This window comes from Flaviflexus salsibiostraticola (assembly GCF_003952265.1).
Taxonomy (GTDB): Bacteria; Actinomycetota; Actinomycetes; order Actinomycetales; family Actinomycetaceae; genus Flaviflexus; species Flaviflexus salsibiostraticola.
Genome location: NZ_CP034438.1, coordinates 1,145,356 through 1,169,451 on the forward strand (window position 1 = coordinate 1,145,356; position 24,096 = coordinate 1,169,451).

General features: G+C 66.3%; 19 protein-coding genes, 2 tRNA genes and 1 pseudogene. 12 read left to right on the forward strand and 10 right to left on the reverse strand.

The features are described 5' to 3' along the window. Positions 1 to 47: 47 nt before the first annotated feature. Positions 48 to 551 (reverse strand): MarR family winged helix-turn-helix transcriptional regulator, encoded by a 504-nt coding sequence (locus EJO69_RS05360; RefSeq protein WP_126039993.1) that lies wholly within the window; start codon positions 549 to 551, stop codon positions 48 to 50. Positions 552 to 641: 90 nt separating this feature from the next. Here EJO69_RS05360 and EJO69_RS05365 point away from each other — a divergent pair, with 90 nt between their 5' ends. The 11 genes from EJO69_RS05365 to EJO69_RS05415 all read left to right on the forward strand — a co-directional run bounded on the left by EJO69_RS05365 (position 642) and on the right by EJO69_RS05415 (position 12,186). Next, positions 642 to 1,214, forward strand: a complete 573-nt coding sequence (locus EJO69_RS05365) for an NADPH-dependent F420 reductase (RefSeq protein WP_126039995.1) — start codon at positions 642 to 644, stop codon at positions 1,212 to 1,214. Positions 1,215 to 1,292: 78 nt separating this feature from the next. Next, entirely contained in the window at positions 1,293 to 1,736 is a 444-nt protein-coding gene (locus EJO69_RS05370; protein ID WP_211331512.1) for a DoxX family protein, read from the forward strand. A 306-nt stretch (positions 1,737 to 2,042) separates the two neighbouring features. Continuing rightward, positions 2,043 to 2,564: a dihydrofolate reductase family protein gene (locus tag EJO69_RS05375; protein WP_126039997.1), complete on the forward strand. Its 522-nt coding sequence runs from the start codon at positions 2,043 to 2,045 to the stop codon at positions 2,562 to 2,564. Positions 2,565 to 2,618: 54 nt separating this feature from the next. Next, the gene (locus EJO69_RS05380; RefSeq protein WP_126039999.1) at positions 2,619 to 3,509 is read left to right on the forward strand and encodes an ABC transporter ATP-binding protein; all 891 of its coding nucleotides are present in this window, start codon (positions 2,619 to 2,621) and stop codon (positions 3,507 to 3,509) included. After that, positions 3,506 to 5,095, forward strand: coding sequence for an ABC transporter permease (locus tag EJO69_RS05385; protein WP_126040001.1), 1,590 nt, complete (start codon positions 3,506 to 3,508; stop codon positions 5,093 to 5,095). The genes EJO69_RS05380 and EJO69_RS05385 overlap by 4 nt, the downstream gene beginning before the upstream one ends. A gap of 293 nt (positions 5,096 to 5,388) precedes the next feature. Further along, complete coding sequence (gene eno / locus EJO69_RS05390) at positions 5,389 to 6,654, forward strand: phosphopyruvate hydratase (protein ID WP_126040003.1); 1,266 nt, start codon at positions 5,389 to 5,391, stop codon at positions 6,652 to 6,654. Positions 6,655 to 6,898: 244 nt separating this feature from the next. Beyond that, positions 6,899 to 8,992, forward strand: coding sequence for an MMPL family transporter (locus EJO69_RS05395; RefSeq protein ID WP_126040005.1), 2,094 nt, complete (start codon positions 6,899 to 6,901; stop codon positions 8,990 to 8,992). Next, positions 8,958 to 10,214 carry a sensor histidine kinase gene (locus EJO69_RS05400; RefSeq protein ID WP_126040007.1) on the forward strand — a complete coding sequence of 419 codons (1,257 nt, stop codon included), beginning with the start codon at positions 8,958 to 8,960 and terminating at the stop codon, positions 10,212 to 10,214. The genes EJO69_RS05395 and EJO69_RS05400 overlap by 35 nt, the downstream gene beginning before the upstream one ends. Further along, entirely contained in the window at positions 10,211 to 10,831 is a 621-nt protein-coding gene (locus tag EJO69_RS05405) for a response regulator (RefSeq protein WP_126040009.1), read from the forward strand. The genes EJO69_RS05400 and EJO69_RS05405 overlap by 4 nt, the downstream gene beginning before the upstream one ends. Before the next feature lie 38 nt (positions 10,832 to 10,869). Beyond that, complete coding sequence (locus EJO69_RS05410) at positions 10,870 to 11,337, forward strand: DUF2871 domain-containing protein (protein WP_126040011.1); 468 nt, start codon at positions 10,870 to 10,872, stop codon at positions 11,335 to 11,337. 354 nt (positions 11,338 to 11,691) lie between these two features. After that, the gene (locus EJO69_RS05415) at positions 11,692 to 12,186 is read left to right on the forward strand and encodes a cupin domain-containing protein (protein WP_211331514.1); all 495 of its coding nucleotides are present in this window, start codon (positions 11,692 to 11,694) and stop codon (positions 12,184 to 12,186) included. A 74-nt stretch (positions 12,187 to 12,260) separates the two neighbouring features. Here the strand turns inward: EJO69_RS05415 and EJO69_RS05420 are convergent, their stop codons facing one another. The 9 genes and pseudogenes from EJO69_RS05420 to EJO69_RS05455 form a co-directional block, all read right to left on the reverse strand. Next, on the reverse strand, positions 12,261 to 13,586 hold the full coding sequence (locus tag EJO69_RS05420; RefSeq protein ID WP_281272851.1) for a glycoside hydrolase family 15 protein: 1,326 nt from the start codon (positions 13,584 to 13,586) through the stop codon (positions 12,261 to 12,263). After that, a pseudogene (locus tag EJO69_RS12675) lies at positions 13,569 to 14,087 on the reverse strand (trehalase-like domain-containing protein); the annotation flags it as partial. The gene EJO69_RS05420 and the pseudogene EJO69_RS12675, both read right to left, overlap by 18 nt. A 112-nt stretch (positions 14,088 to 14,199) precedes the next feature. Further along, entirely contained in the window at positions 14,200 to 14,973 is a 774-nt protein-coding gene (locus tag EJO69_RS05425; RefSeq protein WP_126040015.1) for an NYN domain-containing protein, read from the reverse strand. A gap of 219 nt (positions 14,974 to 15,192) precedes the next feature. Next, positions 15,193 to 15,265: transfer RNA gene (locus EJO69_RS05430), tRNA-His, on the reverse strand. Positions 15,266 to 15,336: 71 nt separating this feature from the next. Continuing rightward, entirely contained in the window at positions 15,337 to 15,669 is a 333-nt protein-coding gene (locus EJO69_RS05435; protein ID WP_126040017.1) for a hypothetical protein, read from the reverse strand. Further along, entirely contained in the window at positions 15,666 to 16,589 is a 924-nt protein-coding gene (locus EJO69_RS05440) for an ATP-grasp domain-containing protein (protein ID WP_126040019.1), read from the reverse strand. The genes EJO69_RS05435 and EJO69_RS05440 overlap by 4 nt, the downstream gene beginning before the upstream one ends. A gap of 110 nt (positions 16,590 to 16,699) precedes the next feature. Next, positions 16,700 to 18,373: a glycerol-3-phosphate dehydrogenase/oxidase gene (locus EJO69_RS05445; protein WP_211331536.1), complete on the reverse strand. Its 1,674-nt coding sequence runs from the start codon at positions 18,371 to 18,373 to the stop codon at positions 16,700 to 16,702. Positions 18,374 to 18,690: 317 nt separating this feature from the next. Continuing rightward, positions 18,691 to 20,922 carry a heavy metal translocating P-type ATPase gene (locus EJO69_RS05450; RefSeq protein ID WP_126040023.1) on the reverse strand — a complete coding sequence of 744 codons (2,232 nt, stop codon included), beginning with the start codon at positions 20,920 to 20,922 and terminating at the stop codon, positions 18,691 to 18,693. A 299-nt stretch (positions 20,923 to 21,221) separates the two neighbouring features. Continuing rightward, positions 21,222 to 21,293, reverse strand: a tRNA-Lys gene (locus tag EJO69_RS05455). A gap of 126 nt (positions 21,294 to 21,419) precedes the next feature. Between EJO69_RS05455 and EJO69_RS05460 the strand changes: the two genes are divergently transcribed. Beyond that, complete coding sequence (locus tag EJO69_RS05460; protein ID WP_211331515.1) at positions 21,420 to 24,086, forward strand: DEAD/DEAH box helicase; 2,667 nt, start codon at positions 21,420 to 21,422, stop codon at positions 24,084 to 24,086. Positions 24,087 to 24,096 lie beyond the last annotated feature (10 nt).

A 24,096-nucleotide genomic window follows, 5' to 3' on the forward strand; every position in this document is an offset into this window, starting at 1 on the left:
ACCGAGGCCTAACCTGCCTTCCTGGGTACGAGCGGCAGCGCGCTGATTCAGGCGTCGGCCGTCAGCCCGCGCTGCTTCCCGAGTGCGGCAAACATCCGATTATCCGGGTCCAGTTTCTCCAGGAGTCTCGTCGTAATCTCGGACAGCTCGCGCACCTGCTGCTCTGTGAGCTGGTCGAAGATCATGCTGCGGACATAGTCGACGTGGCCGGGGGCGGCTCCGACCAGTTTGGACCAGCCGGCCTCCGTCAGGGTGACATTCTTGGCGCGCCGGTCCTCCGGGCATTCGCTCCGCTCGACCAGACCCTTCTTCTCGAGCCCGGTGAGGACGCGGGAGAGGCGCGGCAGCGTCGCGTTCGTCTGTGAGGCGAGGGCGGTGATCCGCATCGTCCGGTCCGGCGCCTCGGAGAGGGAGGCGAGCGCGAAGTACTCGAAGTGCGTGAGATCCTCATCGCGACCGAGCTGGCCGTCAAGGGCCGATGGAAGCAGCTCCAGCACCGCCGCCATCCGCTTCCACACGTCCTGCTCGTACTCGCTCAGCCATTTCGTCATACATCCATCTTACCAGATACTTGCACTTACAACCATCCCCTGCTAGCGTATTGGTTGTACCAACAAGTAATTTCTGTAGAGGAGCTCGATATGACGTCATTCACCATCTTCGGCACGGGCAACATGGGCAGCGCGATCGCAGGGGTCGTCGCAGCCGGCGGCGCCTCGGTTGAGCACATCGACTCATCCGCTACCAAGGCCGTCAACGGCGACATCGTCGTCCTCGCGGTCCCCTACCCCGCCCTCTCGGACATTGCCGCCACGTACGGTGACCAGCTCGCGGGGAAGATCGTCGTCGACATCACCAACCCGCTCAACTTCGAGACCTTCGATTCCCTCGTCGTCGCCCCCGACAGCTCCGCTGCCGCCGAGCTGGCAGCCGCGCTTCCGAACTCGACGGTCCTCAAGGCCTTCAACACCACCTTCGCCGCGACCCTCGCATCCACGACCGTCGGACAGAACCAGACCACGGTCCTCATCGCGGGCGATGATGCGGAGGCGAAGAGCACCCTCGCCAACGCCATCAAGGCCGGCGGCGTCGACGCCGTCGACGCAGGCTCCCTCGCCCGCGCACGCGAGCTCGAGGCCCTCGGCTTCCTCCAGCTGACCCTCGCCGCTGGCGAGAAGATCCAGTGGACCGGCGGCTTCGCCCTCGTCCGCTGACGCACTGACCACGGTGTCCCTCTGGCACCGGAGCACACGGGCCGCGCCCACTGCACGGCCGAACCACACACCCAAGAAATGGACACAATGAACAACCCCGCACTGAACACCGCTGCCCGCACGATCCTTCGCGTCGTCGTTGGATTCCTCTTCGTCGCACACGGGTGGCAGAAGTTCAACGAATGGACGATCGCCGGCACCACGGCTGCCTTCGGTGACATGGGCGTTCCGCTCGCCGACGTCACCGCACCCGTTGTCGCAGGGCTTGAGCTCGTCGGCGGCATTGCCCTCATCCTCGGCTTCCTCACCCGCCCCGTCGCACTCCTGCTGACCCTCAACATGCTCGGTGCGATGTTCCTCGTGCACCTATCCGCCGGCGTGTTCGTCGCCAACAACGGCTACGAGCTCGTCCTCCTGCTCGGCGCTGCCGCGCTGGCACTCGCACTCGTCGGCCCCGGCCGCGTCTCGCTCGACCACGCGCTCTTCGCCAACCGGGACTCCCGCGTCACCGTCCTCGCGTAAGCACCCGCGCAGAGGGAGGTGAACCGATACGGTTCACCTCCCTCTCGTCGTTCACGGGATCCCACCTGGTCGAGTCGACGTGGTTCTGGCTTTCAGCTCGGTTGCTCAGTCTCGGCTCTCGCTTCCGGGCCTCGGTTCCGGACCGCGCTTCCGACCGTCGACCGCCACCCTCGACCGCCACCCTCGACCGGCGCCCTCGACCGGCGCCCTCGACGGAGGCTCTCTCCCCCATTCAATCCACCGACAGCTCTCGGCAGTCCCAGCGCGACCCTTGGCTGGGTGCCCGCAGGTTCGTAGACTCTCGCCATGGCCACGCACTTCTACACCGCCGCCTCCCTCGACGGATTCATCGCCACAGCTGATCACTTGCTCGACTGGCTGTTCGCACAGGACTTCGATATGGCAGGGCCGATGGCGTATCCCGCCTTCATCGAGCGCATCAGCGCCCTCGTCATGGGGGCGTCGACGTACGCGTGGCTGCTCCGCCACCAGGACGCGTGGGAGTACAGCCAGCCCGCCTGGGTGTTCACCCACCGCAAGTTCAGCGTGCCCGAGGGTGCCGACGTGCGGTTCGTCCAGGGCAGCCCGAGTGAACACATCGACCTCATCAATGCCTCGGCCGAGGGGAAGGATGTGTGGGTCATGGGCGGAGGCGATCTCGCCTCCCAATTCGCTCGCGACGGACTGCTCGACGAGCTGTGGATCCAGATCGCACCCGTCACCCTCGGTTCAGGCCAGCCGCTCTTTACGCGAGCGCTTCAGCTCGACCTGCTCGAGGTGGCTCGCACTAGGGATTTCGTCTGCACGCGGTATCGAGTACCCAGGTAGGGGTCCCGGCCACGGGGTTATGCTGGCCGCAGGATTCTGCGGAAGGGCAAGACAATGTCAGACGCGGTCATCGATGTTCAGGGGCTGACGAAGTCGTTCGGCAGGTTTCGGGCGCTCGACGGTCTCGACCTCACGGTCGAGCGGGGGCAGGTGCACGGCTTCGTCGGGCCGAACGGGTCAGGCAAGTCCACGACGATCCGCATCCTCCTCGGCCTGCTCAAGGCGGACGGTGGAACCGCGACGGTTCTCGGCCGTGACCCCTGGCGGGACGTCGTCGACCTGCACCGCCGGCTCGCGTACGTCCCGGGCGAGGTCTCGCTGTGGCCGCGGATGTCGGGCGGCGAGGCCATCGACCTACTCGGGACACTGCGGGGCGGACTCGATGAGCGCCGGCGCGCCGAGCTGATCGAGCGATTCGAGCTCGACCCGACGAAGCGCGGCCGGCAATACTCGAAGGGCAACCGGCAGAAGGTCGCGATCATCGCCGCCCTCTCCTCGAACGTCGAGCTGCTCATCCTCGATGAGCCCACGAACGGGCTGGATCCACTGATGGAGCAGGTGTTCCAGGAGGTCGTCGGCGAGGCCAAGGGCCGCGGCACCTCTGTCCTCCTGTCGAGCCACATCCTCGCCGAGGTCGAGAGCCTCGCGGACCGGCTCTCGATCATCCGCGACGGGACGATCGTCGAGACGGGGACTCTGGCCGAGCTGCAGAGCCATGCACGCACGTGGATCCACGCGACACTCGAGCGCGTCCCGGACGCGGCCGCACTGTCGATGCTCCACGACGTTCACGTCGACGGGAACCGGTTGACGGCCTCGGCTGATGCCGACCGGATCGGTGAGGCGATGACGGCGCTCGTCCCCTATGGGTTGGCCGCCCTGACTGTCGATCCCCCGTCGCTCGAGTCGCTCTTCCTCCGACTCTACGAAACTGATGCCTCGTGAGCGCGCTGACGGGGGCGGGCCCCCTCCTCCACACCTCGCTCAGGCACGAACGCCGATCCTTCGCGCCCTGGATCGCGCTCGCCACCCTGCTCTCAACCTCCTCCGTGCTCTTCTACCCGGTGATCTTCCCCAACCTCGTTGACCGCCTGGCCCTCGCCGTCGCCGTCGGATCGAACCCTGCGCTCGGACTGCTCTTCGGACCCGCCTTCGATCTGTCGACCGCTGACGGCTTCAATGCTTGGCGCTCACTGGCACTCGCGGGCTTCCTCACAGCGATCGGCGCGATCTTCACGGTCGTTCGAACGACCCGCGGCCAAGAGGACTCCGGCCAGGCGGAGCTCCTCGCCTCTGGCGTCATGGGCCGCGGGACACGCCTCGCCACCGGCGTTGGCCTCGGCCTCCTCGGTGCACTCGCCGTCGGCCTCATCGCCGGCATTGCGACAGGCCTGTGCGGCGGTGGGTGGGAGTCATCGATGCTGCTCGCTGCGACCTTCACGGCGACCGGATGGATGTTCACCGGCATCGCCGCCATCACCGCCCAACTCGGCGCCGACTCCCGCACGGCGAGCTCCCTCGCCGTCGGGACCCTCGCTGTCCTTTTCCTCCTGCGCGGCTTCGCATACTCGCACAGCGCCCCGTCGTGGACGATCTGGGCTAATCCGCTCGGCTGGATGACGGAGACTCGGCCAGCGAGCGGCGATCACTGGTGGCCGCTGCTCCTGGCCCTCGCTCTCACGGTCGTCACGCTCACCATCGCCTTCGCACTGCAGGCGCGCCGCGACTTCGGGCAGGGCGCGATCCCGTCCCGGCCCGGGCCCGCCCGCGGCCGGGTGCGATCGACATGGCGGCTCGCACTCCGCATCAACACCGGCCCTCTTCTCACGTGGACGATCGCGTTCATCGCCCTCGGCACCGTTTTCGGCTACTTCACGACCTCCATCCACGACATCCTTCGTGAGGACAGTGCCGTCGCCCGGGTCCTTGCGGCCGGAGCGACGACGCCCGAGGAGCTCACGGCCGCTTTCATCGTCACGATCCTCAGCCTCGTCGGCATCCTCGCCGCCATCCCCGGCGTGCAGACCATGCTGCGAGTCCGCACGGAGGAGATCGAGGACCGGGTCGAGCCGCTCCTCGCGGGCGCCATCAGCCGCCCGCGCTATTACGCCGGCAATGTCCTCATCGCCCTCATCGCACCCACGGCCTACACCCTCATTGCCGGCACGGCGATCGCGTGGCTCGCCTCGGGCGCCGATATCGGCGTCGGTTTCGCCGACACCCTGCTGCAGGCTGTCGTCACCGTGCCGGCCGTGTGGACGGTCGTCGCCATCTCGATCGCCGTCATCGGCGCCCACCCATCAGCCCCGATCGCGGCGTGGGCGGGCGTGCTGCTGTCCTACGTCCTCACCATTCTCGGGCCGACCTTCAAGCTGTGGGACTCGATCCTCGCCATCAGCCCTTTCTGGCACGTCCCCCGCGTCACTGAGACGGACCCCGCGTGGTGGGGGCTGGTGTGGATCAGCATTCCCACATTTCTCTTCATCACGATCGGATTCGTGGGGTTCCGTCGTCGCGACCTGGCACGCTGACGAGAATCCGTTCTGGGGGTGAAGGGCTCCCCGTCGGGCACTCCTGAGTGTCGTTGTTGTCGACAGCCGTGCTCCGAAAGTCCCGTACCGCAATAATCGGGTGCATTAGAGTATCGGTAGGCGGAGGGGCTCGCCTTTACACAAACTGTCGCTTCGGCGACCAACGGTCCCTACCTCACGCGCAGTCCGACTGGCGGGGGTGGGACTCTCTCACTCCTGACAAATTTCCCAGCCGGATTGGGCAGATCCCGGGTTCCAAAGAGGAATCCGGGCGACCGGAAGGACTGAGAGCGATGAATTTCGAAATCAAGGACATCCAGGCAATCGAGATCTTGGATTCCCGCGGGCGTCCCACGCTGAGCGTCGCCGTTGAACTGACGGACGGAACTCGTCAAGAGGCGGGAGTTCCGTCGGGTGCATCCACCGGCACTCGCGAGGCGGTCGAGCTGCGCGACGGTGACTCCTCCCGGTTCGGCGGTGCCGGAGTGCTCACTGCCGTCGCCAACGTCAACGGTGAACTCCGCGAGACTCTCGCCGGACGGACATGGAGCAGCCTCGACGAAGTCGATGAGGCGATGCGCGACCTGGATGCCACCGAGAACAAGTCGCGATTGGGCGCCAATGCGCTCATCGGCACCTCCATGGCGCTGGCTCGAGCTCTGGCCGCCGCGCAGGGCAAGCCGCTGTACGAGTGGCTGACCGGCTTCGGAGAACCAGCCCGAATGCCGGTTCCCTGCTTCAACGTCCTCAACGGGGGCGCGCACGCGCCGAACGATCTGGATTTTCAGGAGTTCATGGTCTGCCCGCTCGGCGCGCCGAGCATGGCTGAGGCTGTCAGGGCCGGAGCCGAGGTGTACCAAGCTCTCCGCAAACGGCTCGTCGCCGGCAGCCATGCGACCGGACTGGGGGACGAGGGCGGCTTCGCACCGAACCTGGCAGAACCCGAGGAGGTTCTCGACCTGATCGTCGCGGCGATCTCCGATGCGGGCTACCCGCTCGGCTCCGACGGGGTGGGGATCGCTCTCGACCCCGCGGCCTCCGAGTTCTATTCAGACGGCGGATACGTGGTGAACGGTTCCCACCTCTCCAGCTCGGACATGATCGATCGCTACGCGGCAATGCTGGACAGGTTCCCGATCTGGAGCATCGAGGATGGGCTCGGCGAGCAGGACCCGTCCGGGTGGAAGCGGATGACTGAGACAATCGGAGAGCGCGTGCAGCTGGTCGGGGATGACAACTTCTGCACCAACCCGGCGATCATCGCAGCCGCCATCGACGACGGGATCGCTAACGCAGCGCTGATTAAGGTGAACCAGATTGGCACCGTCACAGAAACTCTCACGGCGATGCGGATCTGCCACGAGGCAGGATATGGACAGATGGTCTCCCACCGCTCCGGCGAAACGCCAGATACCTTCATTGCCGACCTGGCCGTCGCAACCGGCTGCGGGCAGTTGAAGACTGGAGCACCCGCCCGCGGCGAGAGGGTAGCCAAGTACAACCGACTCATCCAGATCGCCACCGAGCGCCCCGACCTGCCCTACGGTCTCGGCAGATAGGCCTCACCCCTCCACTGCTACCCAACCCGGTGCGATGAGCAGCTTCGGTCAAAGGGATCAGTGGCGCCTGCGCTGGCGATTCGGTCATGGACCTCCGGGTCCATGACCGTCGCAGGGGCGCTCGCGCCCGAAGCGTCGATCATGGGGACCCCCTACGCCGTCGGGGACCTCCACCTTTCGATTGACCCGAAGTTCAGCCACTTCCACGATGTTGGGAGCCCACCCGCCTGGTGGAGTAGATGGCATGGACCATTCCTCTCTCCGCTATCGCATTTCCCACCGGCTGACCTCCCCTCGGGGAGCATGGGTCACCCTCGGCGGGGCCGCCCTCGTCATCCTCATGATGTTCCTTGTCGTCGGCGGAGCCACTGCCCCCGCCCGAGTCGGGCAGGCGCCCGCTGGAGCAGAGTCGACTCAGGTGGAGGAGCTGATGGAGAGGCTCCCCGGCGCGGACCAGCAGGCAGTCCTCATCGTGGCCTCCCGTGAGGATGGCGCCGAGCTGTCCGATGCGGAGGTCGACGCGATCTCGCAGCTGGCTCCCAGCCTGTCGGACCACGTGACCGGCGAGCCGACTGGTCCGATTGTCAGCGAAGATCTCCGCGCGGCGCTCGTCAGCGCTCCCATCACCGTCGGCGCGGATAACACCGAGACGGCGACGATCATCGACGACCTCCGCTCGGATATCGCGGACCTCGCTCCGACGGGCCTCACACTCCAGGTCACCGGCGGCCCGGCGTTCGGCGCGGATATCGCCAATGCCTTCGAGGGCGCGGACGTCACTCTTCTACTCGTGACGATCCTCGTCGTGGCCGTGCTCCTCATCATCACGTACCGGTCACCGGTGCTCTGGCTGATCCCCCTGCTCGTCATCGCACTCGCCGACGGCCTCGCCGGTCGGGTCGCCGCGGCAGCCGGGTCACTCTGGGGACTCGAATTCGATGCCGGCATCGTCAGCGTCCTCGTGTTCGGGGCAGGCACCAACTACGCGCTCCTGCTGATCTCCCGGTACCGCGAGGAGCTGCAACGCACGGAGGATGACCGGGCGGCGCTCGGCGCAGCATGGCGCGGGACCGTGGACGCGATCCTCGCCTCGAACATCACCGTCGTGTTGAGCCTGTCCGTTCTCCTGTTCGCAACCATGCCGATGACGCGCGGGCTGGGCGTGCCGGCCGCACTCGGGCTGCTCATCGTCCTCGCCGCCGTCCTCATCGTCCTGCCCCCGGTTCTCGCCATCTGCGGACGGAAGGTGTTCTGGCCGTTCATCCCCCGCCCGCAGCACGCGCCGACGCAGGGTCGGAGGTGGCGGGCCATTGCCGCCCACGTCTCGGCCAGGCCGATCCGCAGCCTGCTGGCCGGGTTCACGCTCCTCGCCGTCATGGCGGCCGGACTGCTCGGCACCTCTGTCGGCCTCGGTCAGCTCGAGAAGTTCCGTGTGGAATCGGAATCGGCAACCGGATTCGAGACCCTTGCGGCGCACTTCCCGCCCGGCGAGGCGCAGCCCATCTGGATCGTGGCCGACGCTGACTCGGCACGGAACGTCGTCTCCGCCGTCGTCCAGGTCGACGGCATCACCCGGGCCCACCCCGCCGGGCAGGCCGGTGGTCTGACGAGAATCATGGCAGTCAGCAAGCACTCCCCGGGCTCGGAGCAGAGCCTCGATCAGATCACCACGCTGCGGGAGACGGTGGGCAGCATGGAGGGCGCGAATGCTCAGGTCGGCGGGGCGGTCGCCATCGACCTCGACGCACGGGCGGCGAGCGCCGCCGACCTGCTCCTCGTCGGCCCGCTCGTCCTCGCCGTGAGCTTCATCGTCCTCCTCATTCTTCTGCGCTCGATCGTCGCGCCTGTACTCCTGCTCGTTGTCAACGTCGCGAGCGCGGCTGCCGCCATCGGCGCCGGGGCCTGGCTGAGCCGCGTCGTCTTCGACCAGCAGGCACTCGATGTTCAGGTGCCGATCCTCGCGTTCCTCTTCCTCATCGCGCTCGGCATCGACTACACGATCTTCCTCGTTCACCGGGCACGCGCGGAGGCCGCTCTGCTCGGCACGAGAGCTGGCATGGTCGAAGCGGTCGCCCATACCGGAGGGGTCATCACGAGTGCCGGGATTGTGCTCGCCGCTGTGTTCGCGGCGCTCGGCGTGCTGCCGCTCGTCACTCTCGGCCAGCTCGGCCTCATCGTCGGCATCGGCGTCCTCGTCGACACGCTCGTCGTTCGCACCGTCATCGTTCCCGCCATCTTCAGCCTCGTCGGCGACCGGATCTGGTGGAGCGGAAAGCCGAATGCCCATCAGGGAGAATCGACCCATGAGTCTCATCGACATGCCGCTCACGCACACTGACACCTCCGCCGTCGCGCGGCGGACGGTGGGGGCGATGGCATGGGGCCAGCACCTCATGGCCATCGCCCTCACCCTCATCGGCTCCATCCGCGCCGTCGGCGACGGAGCGTCGCTGCCGGCCGTCACCGTCGCCGCCTCCGCCATTCTCGTCTGGCACACGGCAGGGACACTGCTTCCTGCGATGACGACGCGCCGCCGAGCAATCTGGTGGATCATCGCCCTGACGGCGATCTGGATCGGCTCGGTCGCGGTCTCTGCCGAATTCGTCTGGCTGGCCTTCCTGCTCTGGCTTCTCGCCGGTCACCTGCTGCCGCTCGGATGGGGAGTGCTCTACTCGGGTCTCGTGTTCGCCATAGTCGTCATCGCACCGATCCTCCACCAGGGCGCGACAAGCTACGCCAACGTGCTCGGCCCCCTCATCGGCGGGATCTTCGCCTTCGGCATCTCCCAGGGGTACCTCCAACTGCTGCGCGATGCGACGGAGCGGGATCGGCTCGTCTCCTCCCTCACCCGCGCACAGACGGAGATGGCGGAGCTTCAGGACGAGCTCGCGCTCGCACAGCGGCACTCGGGTGCCATCGCCGAGCGGACCCGCCTCGCCCGCGATATCCATGACACGGTAGCCCAGGCCCTGTCCTCGATCCGGCTCCTCGCCTACGCCGGTCGGACTGGGGATGCGGATGAGGGCCGGACGCTCGCACAGGTGGAAGCACTGGCCGGTGAGAGTCTCGCCGACGTGCGCCGCATCGTCGCCGCCCTTGCTCCCACAGAGCTGGAGGATGATGCCCTCGCCAGTGCCTTGCAGCGGATGCTTGATCGCGTCCACGACGAAGCCGGACTCCAGGTCGACCTGCACGTCGACGACTCGCTCCCGCTCCTGCCCACCGAGGTGGAAGTCGCGCTGCTGCGAACCGCGCAGTCGGCCCTGGCGAACGTGCGTCTGCATGCCGATGCCGAGCGAGTCGTCGTCAGCCTCATTGACGCGGAGGATTCCGTCCGCCTCGACATCATCGATGACGGGAGCGGCTTCGACGTCGACGCCTGGGAGCAGGACCCTGCGGCGTCGAGCTACGGACTGCGCTTCATGCGCGCCCGCCTGCGGGAGCTCGGCGGCGGTCTCGATATCGAGAGCGCTCCGGGCGAGGGCACGGCGATCTCGGTGCACCTCCCCCTCCGCGTCGACCCCACCTCTGCCCGCGCCACTGCCAAGGAGAAGCCATGACCACCACCGTCCTCATCATCGACGATCACCCGGTTGTCAGGAGCGGCCTGCGGGCGGTGCTCGACGCGTCCGACTCCGTGACCGTCATCGGGGAAGCCGCCACCGGCGAGGAGGGATTGTCAATGGCAGCCCTGCTCGAACCCGACGTCGTCCTGTGCGACCTGCGGCTCGGCAGCGGCATCGACGGCATCCAGACCACTTCGGCCCTGCGCGCCCTCGATTCTCCCCCGGCGGTCCTCATCCTTACGACCTTTGACCGCGACGCGGAGATCCTCGGCGCGATCGAAGCCGGAGCATCGGGCTACCTCCTCAAGGAGGCCGACCCGGAGGCGATCGTCGATGGGATCCGGCGCGCCGCACGCGGTGAGACAGTTCTCGCCCCCGATCTGGCCACGCGGGTCCTGCGGGCCATGCGCAACCCACTGCCCTCCCTGACGAAGCGTGAGCTCGACGTCCTGCGACTTGTTGCGACAGGGCTGACGAACAGGGAGATCGCTCGGGAACTCTTCGTCACCGAGGCAACTGTCAAGAGCCACCTCGTCCACATCTTCACCAAGCTGGGCGTCGACAGCCGGTCCCGCGCAATCCATGTCGCGCAGGAGACCGGCCTCGTCTGAGGTCCTTACACAACCATTCGAAAGGAAACTGTCCGTTGATGAAGAACCTCCTCTATGCCTCATTCACCTACATGGTCGCTGGCGTCGCCTCCGGCCTCTTCTACCGCGAGTTCACCAAGCTCAATGACTTCCCCGCGGGTGAGTTCACACAGCTGGGCCTTGCCCACACGCACCTGCTGGCGCTCGGCTTCACCGTGCTCCTCGTCGTTCTCGCCCTTGAGAAGACCTTCACGATCTCGCAGAGCCGGAGACTGTTCGCCTGGTTCCTCTGGCTCTACAACGCTGGCGTCATCCTCACCTCCGCCATGCTCATCTGGCACGGGAGCCTCACCGTGCTGGGTCAGGAATCAACGAAGATGATCGCCGGGATTGCCGGTCTCGGTCACATGCTCATCACCGCCGGCATGGTCGTCTTCTTCGTCGCGCTCCGCCGGGCCGTGCTCACGCCCGCAACGGGCGCGCACCATGCGTTGACCGCCGATCACGCCGGGACGCCGTCGGCCTGAAGGCCGTCCGCACCACGCAGCGTCCGTGCCTCCTTCAGTGCCAGCCTCTGGTTCTGCATTGACGTCGAGGCTGGCCCGGCGGCCACGGTCCTGCACGCAGGTCACTGCACGCTCCTGACAGATGAAGAGAGTGTCTCTCGCGGGCGCTCTGTTCGGCCTGCGAGGCGCTCGTTGTCAGCGGTCAGGGATTGCTTCGCCGGATGCGGGCACGGGTGTCACTGCCACCCACTCGCCTTTGGGATACAGCGTCAGCGACCGAACCGCAAGACCGCGACGCATTGTGGCGTCACCACCGTTGATCGGGGGGGAAAGCTCCCCTTTTTTTGGGCGAAGCCACCTCGGTAGCATCTGCCAATGAGCGCGACAAGCCCAGGACCCCGCGTCCTGCGGGCTGGCGACGGTGACGTCACCGGCAACGCAGGCAATCTGGATCGCTACCTGCTCGAAAGCGGAGCATCTGGCGGGCACATCGCATTGGTCGAACACATTCTCGAACCGAAGGTCCTTGCGGCACCAATCCATCGGCACAGCCGCGAGGATGAGTACAGTTTCGTCCTCACTGGCACTCTCGGTGTGATTGAGGACGGCGTCGAAATAACAGCATCCAGCGGAGACCTCGTATCCAAGCCGCGCGGACGCTGGCACACGTTCTGGAACGCAGGAGACGACCAGCTCCGCGTGCTGGAGATCGTCAGCCCGGGCGGCATCGAAGACCTCTTCCGAAGGCTCGCTGACCCCGGCGGCGAGTATTCGCCGGCGACTCTTCCGGCCCTCGCCGCCCAGTACGGTGCTGAGGTGGACTTCGACGCCACCATGCCACTCGTCGACAAGCACGGCCTACGGTTCTGAACCATCGCGGCACGTGGTTCCTGCTGAACAGCACCTGGCTCCCAGCGGAGGTCTTGACGTCTCAAGAGTCAGAGTCAGCTCTGGCGAGGATCGACATACACGCCAGTTGCGGGCGGCAGCACCGGAGTAACCGAAGCCCGCGCCGTGCTGAGATGGCGGGCACTGTTGACGAGTCCGACATGGCTGAAGGCCTGGGGCATGTTTCCGAGGTGCCGGCCACTCGACGGATCGACCTCCTCCGAGAGAAGGCCAAGGTCGTTGCGAAGGGCGAGCAGTCGCTCGAAGTGCTGACGCCCCTCCGCGACACGTCCGATGCCGACGAGGGCGTCGACCAGCCAGAAGCTGCAGGGAAGGAATGCGCCTTCCCTGCCGGGGAGGCCATCCACGCCATGCTCGGTGCGGTAGCGGAGCACATATCCGTCCTCCACGAGCTCCCGCTGCACTGCCTCGACCGAGCCGATGACACGCTCGTCGTCCCAGGGTAGGAAGCCGACCTGCGGGATGAGGAGCAGCGCCGCATCGAGACCCGGCGATCCGTAGTACTGCGTGAAGGTCCTGCGGGTGGCGTCGAATCCCTTCGAGCACACCTCGCGATGGATCTCGGCCCGCACCGTCCTCCACCGGTTCACCGGGCCCTCGAGGCCGAATCGCTCGACCGCCCGGACCGCGCTGTCCATGCCGGCCCACGCCATCACCTTGGAGTGCACGAACTGTTGGTCGGGGCCGCGGATCTCCCACAGCGACTTGTCGGATCGCCGCCAATTGCCCTCGAGGAAGTCGAGCAGCTCGAGCTGGAGGCTCCATGCGTCCGGGGCGCCGGGCAGGCCCGACTCCCGGTCGACATGGAGCATGGTGAGGACCTCGCCCCACACATCCAACTGGAACTGGCCCGCGGCTGCGTTGCCCTCGCGGACGGGGCGCGACCCCTCGTAGCCGGCGAGCCACTCCAGTTCACGCTCGGGCAGTCGCCGCCGGCCGTCGATGCCGTACATGATCTGCAGGTCAGCTGGGTCACCCGCTACAGCCCGCAGCAGCCAATCGCGCCAGGCGAGCGCCTCCTCCTCGAAGCCGACGCGGAGGAGTGACTGCAGCGTGAACGTGGCGTCCCGGAGCCAGCAGTATCGGTAATCCCAGTTCCGTACGCCGCCGAAGTTCTCCGGCAGGGAGGTGGTCGCCGCGGCGACGATCCCGCCTGATGGGGCATAGGTCAGGGCCTTGAGTGTGAGCAGCGAGCGGTGGACCGCCTCTTTCCACTCACCCTCGTACTCGCTGTGCGAGATCCACTCGGTCCAGAAGCTCTCGCACCGCGCCAAGAGCCGCTCTGCTGCTCGGAGGGCTGGCCTCCGATGGTGACTGGGGTGGTGGGTGAGAATGAAGGGGACCCGGTCACCGGGACCCACCTCGAACTCGGCCGTCACCATCTGCTCCTCGACCCGAACCTCAACCGGCGTGTCCAGCCAGACGACGTCAGGGCCGCCGATGGCGGAGAACTGACCACCGTGTTGCCTCACCCACGGAGTGATGTGCCCATAGTCGAAGCGCAGCTGAAGTTCACTGCGGATGGGAACACGGCCGGACAGCCCCTCAACGATCCGCACAACATCAGCCGCATCATCGCGCACCGGCATGAAGTCAATGACGCGCACCGCCCCCTCCGGGGTCTCCCATTCCGTCTCCAGGATGAGGGTGTCCCCGCGGTAACGTCGTCGAGTGCACCGGTCAGAGCCAGAGGGAGCCAGCCGCCAGAAGCCGTTATCGTCGGCGCCGACGAGCCTGGCGAAACAGGCGCCGGAGTCGAAGCGGGGCAGACACAGCCAGTCAATCGACCCGTTGCTGCCCACGAGCGCCATCGTGTGCAGGTCGCCGATCACCCCATAATCTTCGATCGCGAGAGCCACGGCTCCTCCGTCCCACCACCCCGAGGGTGGTCACTCTCTTCTACGCGCTGGCCGAAGAGTCCGCAAGAGTTGGGTCCGTTGAAGGCAGGAGGTGGCAAGCCGGATTCTGGCGTCGTTACTTCTTCGGTGGCATCCGCACCTGAAGGTTGGTCCCGCCCGCACCGGCGACCCTCTTGAGTTCAAATAGACCGATCGCTTCAAGCAGTTCACCGAGCTTCGAGTACCCCCAGTTGCGGGAATCAAAGTCAGGAGATTGTTTACGCACTGTCGAGCCGACTTCGCTCAGATTGGCCCAACCGTCATCATCGGCGCCGGCAGAAATTCCTGCGCGCAGGAGATTCACCAGCTTTGTATCCCCACGCAGCTGCTTCTTCGTTCGCGATGCCGCGGTCTCTTTGGCGACCGCGGGCCCTGCCTTCGGACGACCCTCTGTTTCGGACTGGCCTTCAGCCACCCGAAGAACATCGAAATACGTGAAGGTGTCGCAGGCTTTGACGAATGGCTGCGGGGTCTTTCGTTCACCGAAGCCGAAGACCTGCGCCCCTGATTCTCGAAGCCTCGCTGCGAGTCGAGTGAAGTCGCTGTCGGAGGAGACGATGGCAAAGGCATCTAGGTTGTTCTGGTGCAACAGATCCATCGCGTCGATGATGAGGGCACTGTCAGTTGAATTCTTGCCAGTGGTGTACGAGAACTGTTGGATCGGTTGGATGGCATGCTCATTTGCGGCGTCTTTCCAACCGCGCAAAAGGTCTGAGGTCCAGTCGCCGTACATACGCCGAACTGACGTCGTGCCATACTTCGCCAACTCTGCGAGAACGTTGGAGACATGTGCCGCGCTGACATTGTCAGAATCAATGAGAACTGCAATGCGTGAAGACGTCTGGGCCATAATGCAATCTTGCACCATAGGCAGTAAACGGCTCTCATGGGGTACCAATGTCACACTTTGGAGTACTAGTCGATCGACTCGAGGTTTAACCTATCGAGGACTATGTCAACGTCTTATGGGATGAGGAATCCATTTGAGGTCGTACTCCCCACGCCCTGCGGAATGCATAAAGCGGTGAGGTCCAAACCTTCACAAGAAGACTTGAACCTCACCGATCTGGGTGGCTAACGGGGCTTGAACCCGCGACCTCCTGGACCACAACCAGGCGCTCTACCGACTGAGCTATAGCCACCATGGCGTTATCCGCCGATTCACAACTATACCCAACCCCGGCTCAGTTCACGGAATCGGCCGAGTGTGGTGTCAGTTGCACTTCGCCGTGACGTCCGCATAAACGCGGTCGAAAACATCGCGTGCGCCTGCATCCTCGAGATTCTCAGCGACATTGCCGGCAGCGTCTGCGAGGTCACGGATCGACACGGCAAGATCATGATCGGTGGCGAGGACGGATGCCTCCGCCAGCCGAAACTCCCACTGGCGTGCCGCGTTCGCCTGCTCATCTGACAGCGGCTCCGCGAACTCCTCGACCTCACGAGCGACGGTGTCGGCCTCGCGGCACGCCTCGTCGTTGCTGCCCGTCTCAGCGCCGCAGGCGGCGAGGCCGAATGCGAGAAGCAGGACGGTCGCGCGTGTCACCAGAATGCACGCACCGCGATCGCATCGGCGAACTTGCTGAGGTTGTCCTCGTCTGCGCTGAGGTAGAGCGAGCCGTCGATGAGGGAGATCTCCATGACGTAGAACTCCTCCTCGTCGTTGGGACCGCCGCGGACGATGTCGACGCGGTTGAAGAGCAGGAGCTCGTCGCGCCCGCTCTGCTCTTTGATGTAGGAGTGGAGAGACTGGCGGATCCGCTCGCCCCAGCGCCACTCCTGCTCCGTCGCATCGGACGAGCGCGCGATCTCCTCGTGGACGGTGTCGCCGCCTTCGAAGCGAGGATGGAGCATGGGCTCCTTCTCCACCTTGTAGGAGGGCAGTCCGTTGAGGTAGATGAGGGAGACTTCGCCCGAGCGGTCGACCTCTTCGTGGTAGCGCTGGACCATGACGGAGCGGCCGCGCTCGAGGTGGTGCATGGCGTCGGTGATGGCCCTCATGCGGGAGAGCGCATCCGTCGACGTGTAGCGGCCGGTGCCGCGGCCACCCGACGAGATCGCCGGCTTGACGACGAAGTCGCCCATGGCCGGGAACCGGGTGTGCACCTGGTTGCGGCCGAAGCTCTTCGAGGGCTCGAGCCAGGTGGTGGCAATGGTCGGCATGCCGCGCTTGGCGAGCTCCTGAAGGTAGTGCTTATCCGTGTTCCACTTCATGACGCTCGCGGAGTTGAGCAGCCGGGGAACGGACTCGGCCCACTCGAGGAAGCCCTTCCGGTCCGTCGCGTAGTCACGGACCGACCGCACGACGACGGTGCCGGCCTGGCTCCAGTCGACCGAGGGGTCGTTCCAGATGGCGATGCGGGGCTCCAGACCTCGATCTCGAAGCGCGTCGGGCAGACCTGCCTCATCCGCATCGAGCTGAGGAAAGTCCTGCGAGGTTACGAGAGTCACTATCGGATCAGACACGCTCCCAACGGTACCCGAAAAATGGGACCTTTGGCCGCACGGTCCTTCGATTGGACCCGCGTCACATCGAACGGGCGCCGGCCATATGGCCGGCGCCCGCTCAGTCCGTCTCAGACGATGTTGAGATGCTCGACGGGGACGATCTCCTCGGCCTTCGTGCGCAGCTGCGAGGCCTCGGAATCGGAGCGCGTCTCCTGGGCCGCGAGGATCGCGTCGGCCTGGGCAACCCAGTTGGCCACCTCAGCCTGGCGCGTCTCGTCATCCCAGCCGAGCAGTCCGCCCATGATCTCGGCGATCTCGGGGGCTGCCGCGCTGCCGCGGTCCGGCTGCTCGAAGTCGAGCCGGATCCGGTGCAGGAGCACGTCCTCGAGGTGGAGGGCGCCCTCGTGGGTGACCGCGAAGACCGCCTCGGCGCGGAGGTAATCCGGCGCATGCTCGATCGGTCGGCCGAGCGACGGATCGGCGTCGATGAGGGCGAGCACGTCCGGGGTCTCGGTGCCGTAGCGGGAGAACAGGTGCTTGATGACAGTCTCGCTCAGCCTGTACTGCTGCGAGAGCACCGGCAGACGGCGCCGGCCCGCCTCGTATCCGACCGCGCCGACGAGCGGGATCGAGGCCGTGACCGACGGATTGGACTTCGCCGCACTGCCGAGGACGTGGTCGACCGCGTCCTCCGCCATCTGCCTGTACGTCGTCAGCTTCCCGCCGGCGATGACGGTGAGGCCGGGCTGCGGGGAGGTGACCGTGTGCTCGCGCGAAACCTTCGTCGACTCGTCCTCGCTCTTCGTGCCCGGCTGCAGCAGCGGCCGCAGCCCCGCGAAGGTGCCGATGATGTCGTCGCGCGTCAGCTTGTCGGCGAGCACGGAGTTGGCCTGCTCGAGGACGTAGTCGATGTCCTCCGAGGTCGCGACGGGGGCGTCGCGCTGTTCGTGCCAGGCGGTGTCCGTTGTGCCGATCACCCAGTACCGCTCCCACGGGATGATGAAGAGGACCGACTTCTCGGTCCGGAGGAAGACACCGGTCTTACCCTCGATCCGGTCCTTCGGGACGACGATGTGGATGCCCTTCGAGGCCAGCACCTCGAGCCCGCCCTCGGAATCGCCGAGCTGCTGGGTCTCCTCGGTCCACACTCCGGTCGCGCCGATGACGTGCTTGGCGCGGACCGTGATCTCCTCACCGGTCTCGAGGTCCTTGAGGATGGCGCCGACGACGGCGTCGCCCTCGGTGATGAACGAGGTGGCCTGGGTCCTCGGGGCCGCGAGCGCCCCGTAGCCCTGGGCGGTGCGGACGAGGTCGATGACGAGCCTGGAGTCATCGACACGAGCATCATAGAAGCGGATTCCGCCGATGAGGGACTCAGGGTCGAGGCTCGGCACGAGCTCGAGGGCGCCCTTGTGGCCGTAGTGCTTCTGGACGGGCACGCGGCCGCCGCCGATCTTGGCGAGCGCGTCGTACATGCCGACGCCGACCGCCGAGTAGGCGCGCTCGATGACGCGCTGCTTGAGCGGCCAGAGGAACGGCTGCGCGGAGACGAGATGCGGCGCTGTCGTCGTCAGCAGCGTGCCCCGCTCGCGCAGGGCCTCGGCGACGAGGGCGAAGTCGAGCTGGTAGAGGTAGCGCAGTCCGCCGTGGACCAGCTTCGAGGACCACTGGGAGGTGCCGGCCGACCAGTCCCTCATCTCAACGATCCCGGTCTTGAGGCCGCGTGTTGCCGCGTCGAGGGCGATCCCGGCGCCTGTCACACCCCCTCCGACGACGAGGATGTCCAACTCTTCTTCTGCCATCCGCGCGAGCGCGGATTGGCGGCTGTCACGGGTGAGTGCGGTGGTCGACACTGGAACCTCCCAAGAGAAAATGCGTCCTGAAAACGCCGTTTTGTCCAGAATGCCGGATGTGAACGATTGCGTCAATACACAGGCACACTCGTGCAGGTAGCGTCCAGGAAAGCGCATCCACGTGCCGTGACCTGGCCATTCACCGGCGGACCGGTCCGAGCACGCCGGTACAGACTCGTGAAAACCCCGCCGAGCGGATGCCCGAACGGGTCCGAGCCAGGGGATGCGCCGCTCTCCCGGCCCATCGAGAAGCGCCTCCCCGGGGCCTACACCCGTAGGGCCTCACGCTCGGCGTCCTCCAGGGGCGCGGTGCGCGCCGGGCTGAGATCGACCGACCGCAGCTGCTGGGCGTTGAGGGCGACGATGACAGTCGAGAGCGACATGAGGATCGCACCTACGCTCATTGGCATGATGAAGCCCCACGGTGCGAGGACTCCGGCGGCGAGCGGGACAGCCGCGAGGTTGTACCCGGCCGCCCACCACAGGTTCTGCTTCATCTTCCGATACGACGCGGTCGAGAGCTCGACGACGGACAGGACGGAGCGGGGGTCGTCGGAGGCGAGAATGACGCCAGCCGAGGCGATCGCGACATCCGTGCCTGCGCCGATGGCGATCCCGACATCCGCCTGGGCGAGCGCCGGGGCATCGTTGACGCCATCACCCACCATGGCGACCTGGCGGCCCTCCCCCTGGAGGCGCTTCACGTGCCCCGCCTTGTCCTCGGGACGCACGCCGGCGAAGTAACCGTCGATGCCTATCTCCTCCGCCACCGAGGCGGCCACCGCCTCGGCATCACCGGTGATCATGATGACGTCGATGCCGCGCCGGTGGAGCGCCGTCACCGCAGCCGTCGACTCGGGCCGGATCTCGTCGGCGACCCGCAGCGCACCCGCAACCCGGCCATCGACAATGACGTGAAGGACCGTGGCGCCGCTGCGGCTCCACTCCTCGGCGATCGGCGCCGCCCCCTCCTGCTCGAGCATGAACGGGCCTCCCACGAGCACCGTGCGAGATCCTGAGTCAGTCTGAACGTCCGCACGCACACCGACCGCAGGCGATGACGAGAAGTTGTCCGATGCCGGGATCGTCAGGTTTCTGCCCTCGGCTTCGGACACAATCGCTCGCGCGAGCGGGTGCTCCGAAGAGGACTCGGCGGCCGCCGCGAGCGCCAGCACCTCATCATCGGCGAACCCGTCGACGGAGCGGATGCCATCGACCGTCGGTGAGCCCTTCGTCAGGGTCCCGGTCTTATCGAAGATGACAGTGTCGACGGTCCTCATCGATTCGAGCGCGAGCCGGTCGGCGATGAGGACGCCGCCCCGCGCCGCCTTCTCCGTCGCGATCGAGACAACGAGCGGGATCGCGAGACCGAGTGCGTGGGGGCAGGCGATGACGAGGACGGTGATCGTACGCGCGACCGCGTCCTGTGGATCGCCGATGATGAGCCAGACTGCGATGGTGAGGGCGGCCGCCGCGAGCGCGTACCAGAAGAGCAGAGCCGCCGCCCGGTCCGCGAGCCGCTGGGCCCGAGTCGATGATGACTGAGCATCGGCGACGAGGCGCTGGATACCCGCGAGCGCGGTGTCATCCCCGACGGCGGAGATCTCGATACGGATACCGGAGTCTGTCGCGACGGTGCCGGCCACGACCTGCTCGCCCACGGTCCGCGGCACCGCCGCGGATTCGCCGGTGATCATCGATTCGTCCATCGAGGCCGCCCCATCGATGATCGTCCCGTCCGCGGGCACGCGCCCACCCGGGCGGACGATGACGACATCGCCGACCTCAAGGTCCGCCGGCGAGACCGTCGTGATCTCGTCGCCGACGACCTTCTCGGCCTCATCGGGCAGGAGGGCCGCCAGCGAGTCGAGTGCCGATGACGTCTGGGCAAGAGACTTCATCTCGAGCCAATGGCCGAGCAGCATGATGACGATGAGGAGCGCCATCTCCCACCAGAACTCGAGGTCGTGATGGAGCAGGCCAAGCGTGGCCGCGGCCGAGGCGAGGAAGGCGACTGTGATCGCCAGCCCGACGAGCAGCATCATGCCTGGATGGCGCGCACGGATCTCGTCGATCGCGCCGACGAGGAAGGGCCTGCCGCCCCACACATACATGACAGTGCCGAGAACGGGGGCGATCCACGTCAGCCCCTCGGGCACCTCGTAGCCGACGAGGGACGCGAACATCGGTGACGCGAGGACGACGGGGACACCGAGGGCGAGCATGATCCAGAACAGGCGCCGGTACTGATCCGCGTGAGAGCTGTGGTCATGGCCGCCATGCCCACTGTGGTCCTCGTGTTCCTCGTGGCCGTCGTGGCCGTCGTGGTCCTCGTGGTCCTCGTGTTCCTCGTGGCCGTCGTGGCCCTCGTGATCGCCACCAGATGCGGCAGGGCCGTGCGATCCGCCGTGGGCGTCGGGGTGAGTGTCTCCGTGGCCGTGCTCAGCGTCGTGGGCGACCTCGGTCGGCTCCTCGGGCTCATGCTGGTGTCGGTTCATTGCGGTCAACCTCCTGGCCCCACCATGCACCGGACCCGCCGCAGGCGCAAGAGATGATGGCACGGGAGCCACGAGTTCCCCTGACCGCGGAAAGGCTGCAGCCGTGGGCGGGCCAAAGTCCGTCGCCGTCTTTTATGCTTCTGCGTGTGCGTCGCGATGAGGGAAGGACGTGAGTGCCGCCGGGTGGCATCCGCCATCGACAGGTCGGCAGTAACCACGGCGCTGAAAGATCGGAGGGCGAGATCCCCGAGGCTCTGAAGAAAACAAAGATCCCGGCCAGAGGCCGGGATCTTCATCTGTACACCGCCAGGGACTCGAACCCTGAACCCGCTGATTAAGAGTCAGCTGCTCTACCATTGAGCTAGCGGTGCGCGCAAGAAATAACGATACGCGGTCTTCTTTCGACAGACAAACCAAGACCCCTTCTTTGGGCTGTGAACTCCTGCACAGCGACCTTTGCCGCCCGGCGATCGGCGGCTTTGTGGCAGTCTGGAGAGGTGACTTCCTCCCCTCTGAATGATGCCCTCGATATCCTCGCCGATCGTTTCGGGGAGGAGCCGCCCGCTGACGATGTCTACGACGCGTTCCACGCCTGGGTCGAGTCGACGGGCAAGGGGCTCTATCCGCACCAGGATGAGGCGCTGCTCGCCGCGCTGGACGGCGACCATCTCATCGTCTCGACCCCGACCGGCTCCGGCAAGTCGATGATTGCGATGGCGGCGCTGTTCGTCGCCCTCTCGCAGGGCCGCAGCGGCTACTACACGGCTCCCCTCAAGGCACTCGTCTCGGAGAAGTTCTTCGACCTCATCGGACTCTTCGGTGCCGCGAACGTCGGCATGGTGACGGGTGATTCGACGATCAATGCGGATGCGCCGATCATCTGCTGCACGGCCGAGATCCTCGCCAACGTCGCCCTCCGCGAGGGCCGGGATGCAGATGCGGGGGTTGTCATCTCCGATGAGTTCCACTTCTTCTCCGAGCCGGATCGCGGCTGGGCCTGGCAGGTGCCCCTGCTCGAGCTCACCGACTCCCAGCACATCCTCCTCTCCGCCACCCTCGGCGACACCTCGGCCTTCGTCACCGACCTCGAGCGGCGTACGGACCGGCGCGTGTCGATCATCGACAACGCCGAGCGCCCCGTCCCGCTCAGCTACACGTATTCACTCGAGTCCGTCTCCGAGACGGTCAAGGAGCTCGTGTCGACCCACCGCTCCCCCGTCTACATCGTCCACTTCTCCCAGGCGGCCGCCGTGTCCGCCGCGACGGAGCTCCAGTCGGTCGCCCTGTCCTCGAAGGAGCAGAAGGCGGCGATCGCAGACGCGATCGGCGACTTCCGGTTCGGGCCGGGCTTCGGCGCGGTGCTGTCCCGCCTCTTGAGGGCCGGCATCGGAGTCCACCACGCCGGCATGCTCCCCCGCTACCGCAGGCTCGTCGAGAGACTCGCCCAGCAGGGCCTCCTGCGCGTCATCTGCGGCACCGACACCCTCGGCGTCGGCATCAACGTTCCGATCCGCACCGTCCTGCTCACGTCGCTCGCGAAGTTCGACGGGGAGAAGCAGCGGCAGCTGTCGGCGCGAGAGTTCCATCAGATCGCAGGCCGTGCGGGGCGCGCCGGCTTCGACACGACCGGCGAGGTCGTCGTCCAGGCCCCCGAGCACGAGATCGAGAATGCCAAGGCCGAGGCCAAGGCGGCCGAGAGGAAGAAGAAGGCGCAGAAGAAGAAGCCGCCCGAGGGCCAGGTCAATTGGACCCGCTCGACGTTCGAGCGCCTCATCGCCGCCCAGCCCGAGACCCTCGAGTCGCGGATGAGGATCTCCCACGCGATGATGCTGCAGATCCTTGCACGGCCGGGTGACCCGGTCATGAACGTCTACCGTCTGCTCACAGACAACTACGAGCCGAAGCGGGCCTCGAATCCCCTCCTGCGCACCGCGGTCGAGATCTACGTGTCCCTGCGCGCAGCCGGGGTCATCATTCACCGGGATCGGGACTGGCGGGATGCGCACCCGGGGAAACCCGCCATCGAGCTCGCCCGTGAGGTGCCCGACGACTTCGCGCTCAACGCACCCCTCTCACCCTTCGCGCTCGCGTCGCTCGACCTGCTCGACATGGAGTCGCCGGACTACGCGCTCGATGTCGTGTCCGTCATCGAGGCCGTCCAAGAGGATCCTCGCCCGATCCTCATGGCGCAGCGGAAGGAGGAGCGGGGCATCGCCATCGGCGCGATGAAGGCCGAGGGCATGGACTACAACGAGCGGATGGCGCGCGTGGATGAGATCACGTGGCCGACCCCGCTCGCCGAGCTCCTCAACCCGGCCCTCGAGATCTACCGGCAGACCAATCCGTGGATCGCCGAGTACGAGCTGTCGCCCAAGTCCGTCGTCCGCCACATGGTCGAGCACTCGATGACGTTCTCCGACCTCATCTCTCGCTACGATGCCGCCCGCAGCGAGGGCGTCGTCCTCCGCTACCTCACCGACACGTACAAGGCACTGCGGCAGATCGTGCCGGCCGATGCTCTGACGGACGAGCTGAGCGACATCATCACGTGGCTCGGCGAGCTCGTCCGCTCGGTCGACTCCTCCCTCATCGCCGAATGGGAGGCCCTCGCCGATGGCGTCATCGACGATGACGAGATCATGGAGCACACGCGGATCCCGCAGGGCGGGGTGGAGCGGGCCTTCGGCGCACGCGAGGACGGGACCGTCCCCATCACCGCTAATCTCCACGCGTTCCGCACGCGGGTGAAGAACTGGCTGTGGCGCTTCGTCGAGGCCGCCGCCGACGAGAACGTCGAGCGGCTCGCCGCCATGTCCACACCCTCGTTCCTCGAGCAGCCGCAGCGCCTCGACGCCGACCGCTGGAATGACTTCCTCGACGGCTACTTCGAGGACCACGAGTGGCTCGGCGCGGACACGAATTCCCGGTCGGCCTCGTTCGTCACCTTCAACGAGGCCCCGCAGGCGGCCGACTTCGTCGCCGTCGGGCTGTCGGACGACGCGGCGCAGGACGCCGCCTCGAAGAATTATTGGCTCGTCCACCAGATCATCGACGACGGCGAGGAATCCCGCGACACCGAGTTCGTCGCCGTCATCGACGTCCGGCAGAGCGGGGCCACAGATGAGCTGGTCGCCCAGCTGTTTAGGATAGGAGACGTTGTCTAGAAGGAGTGTC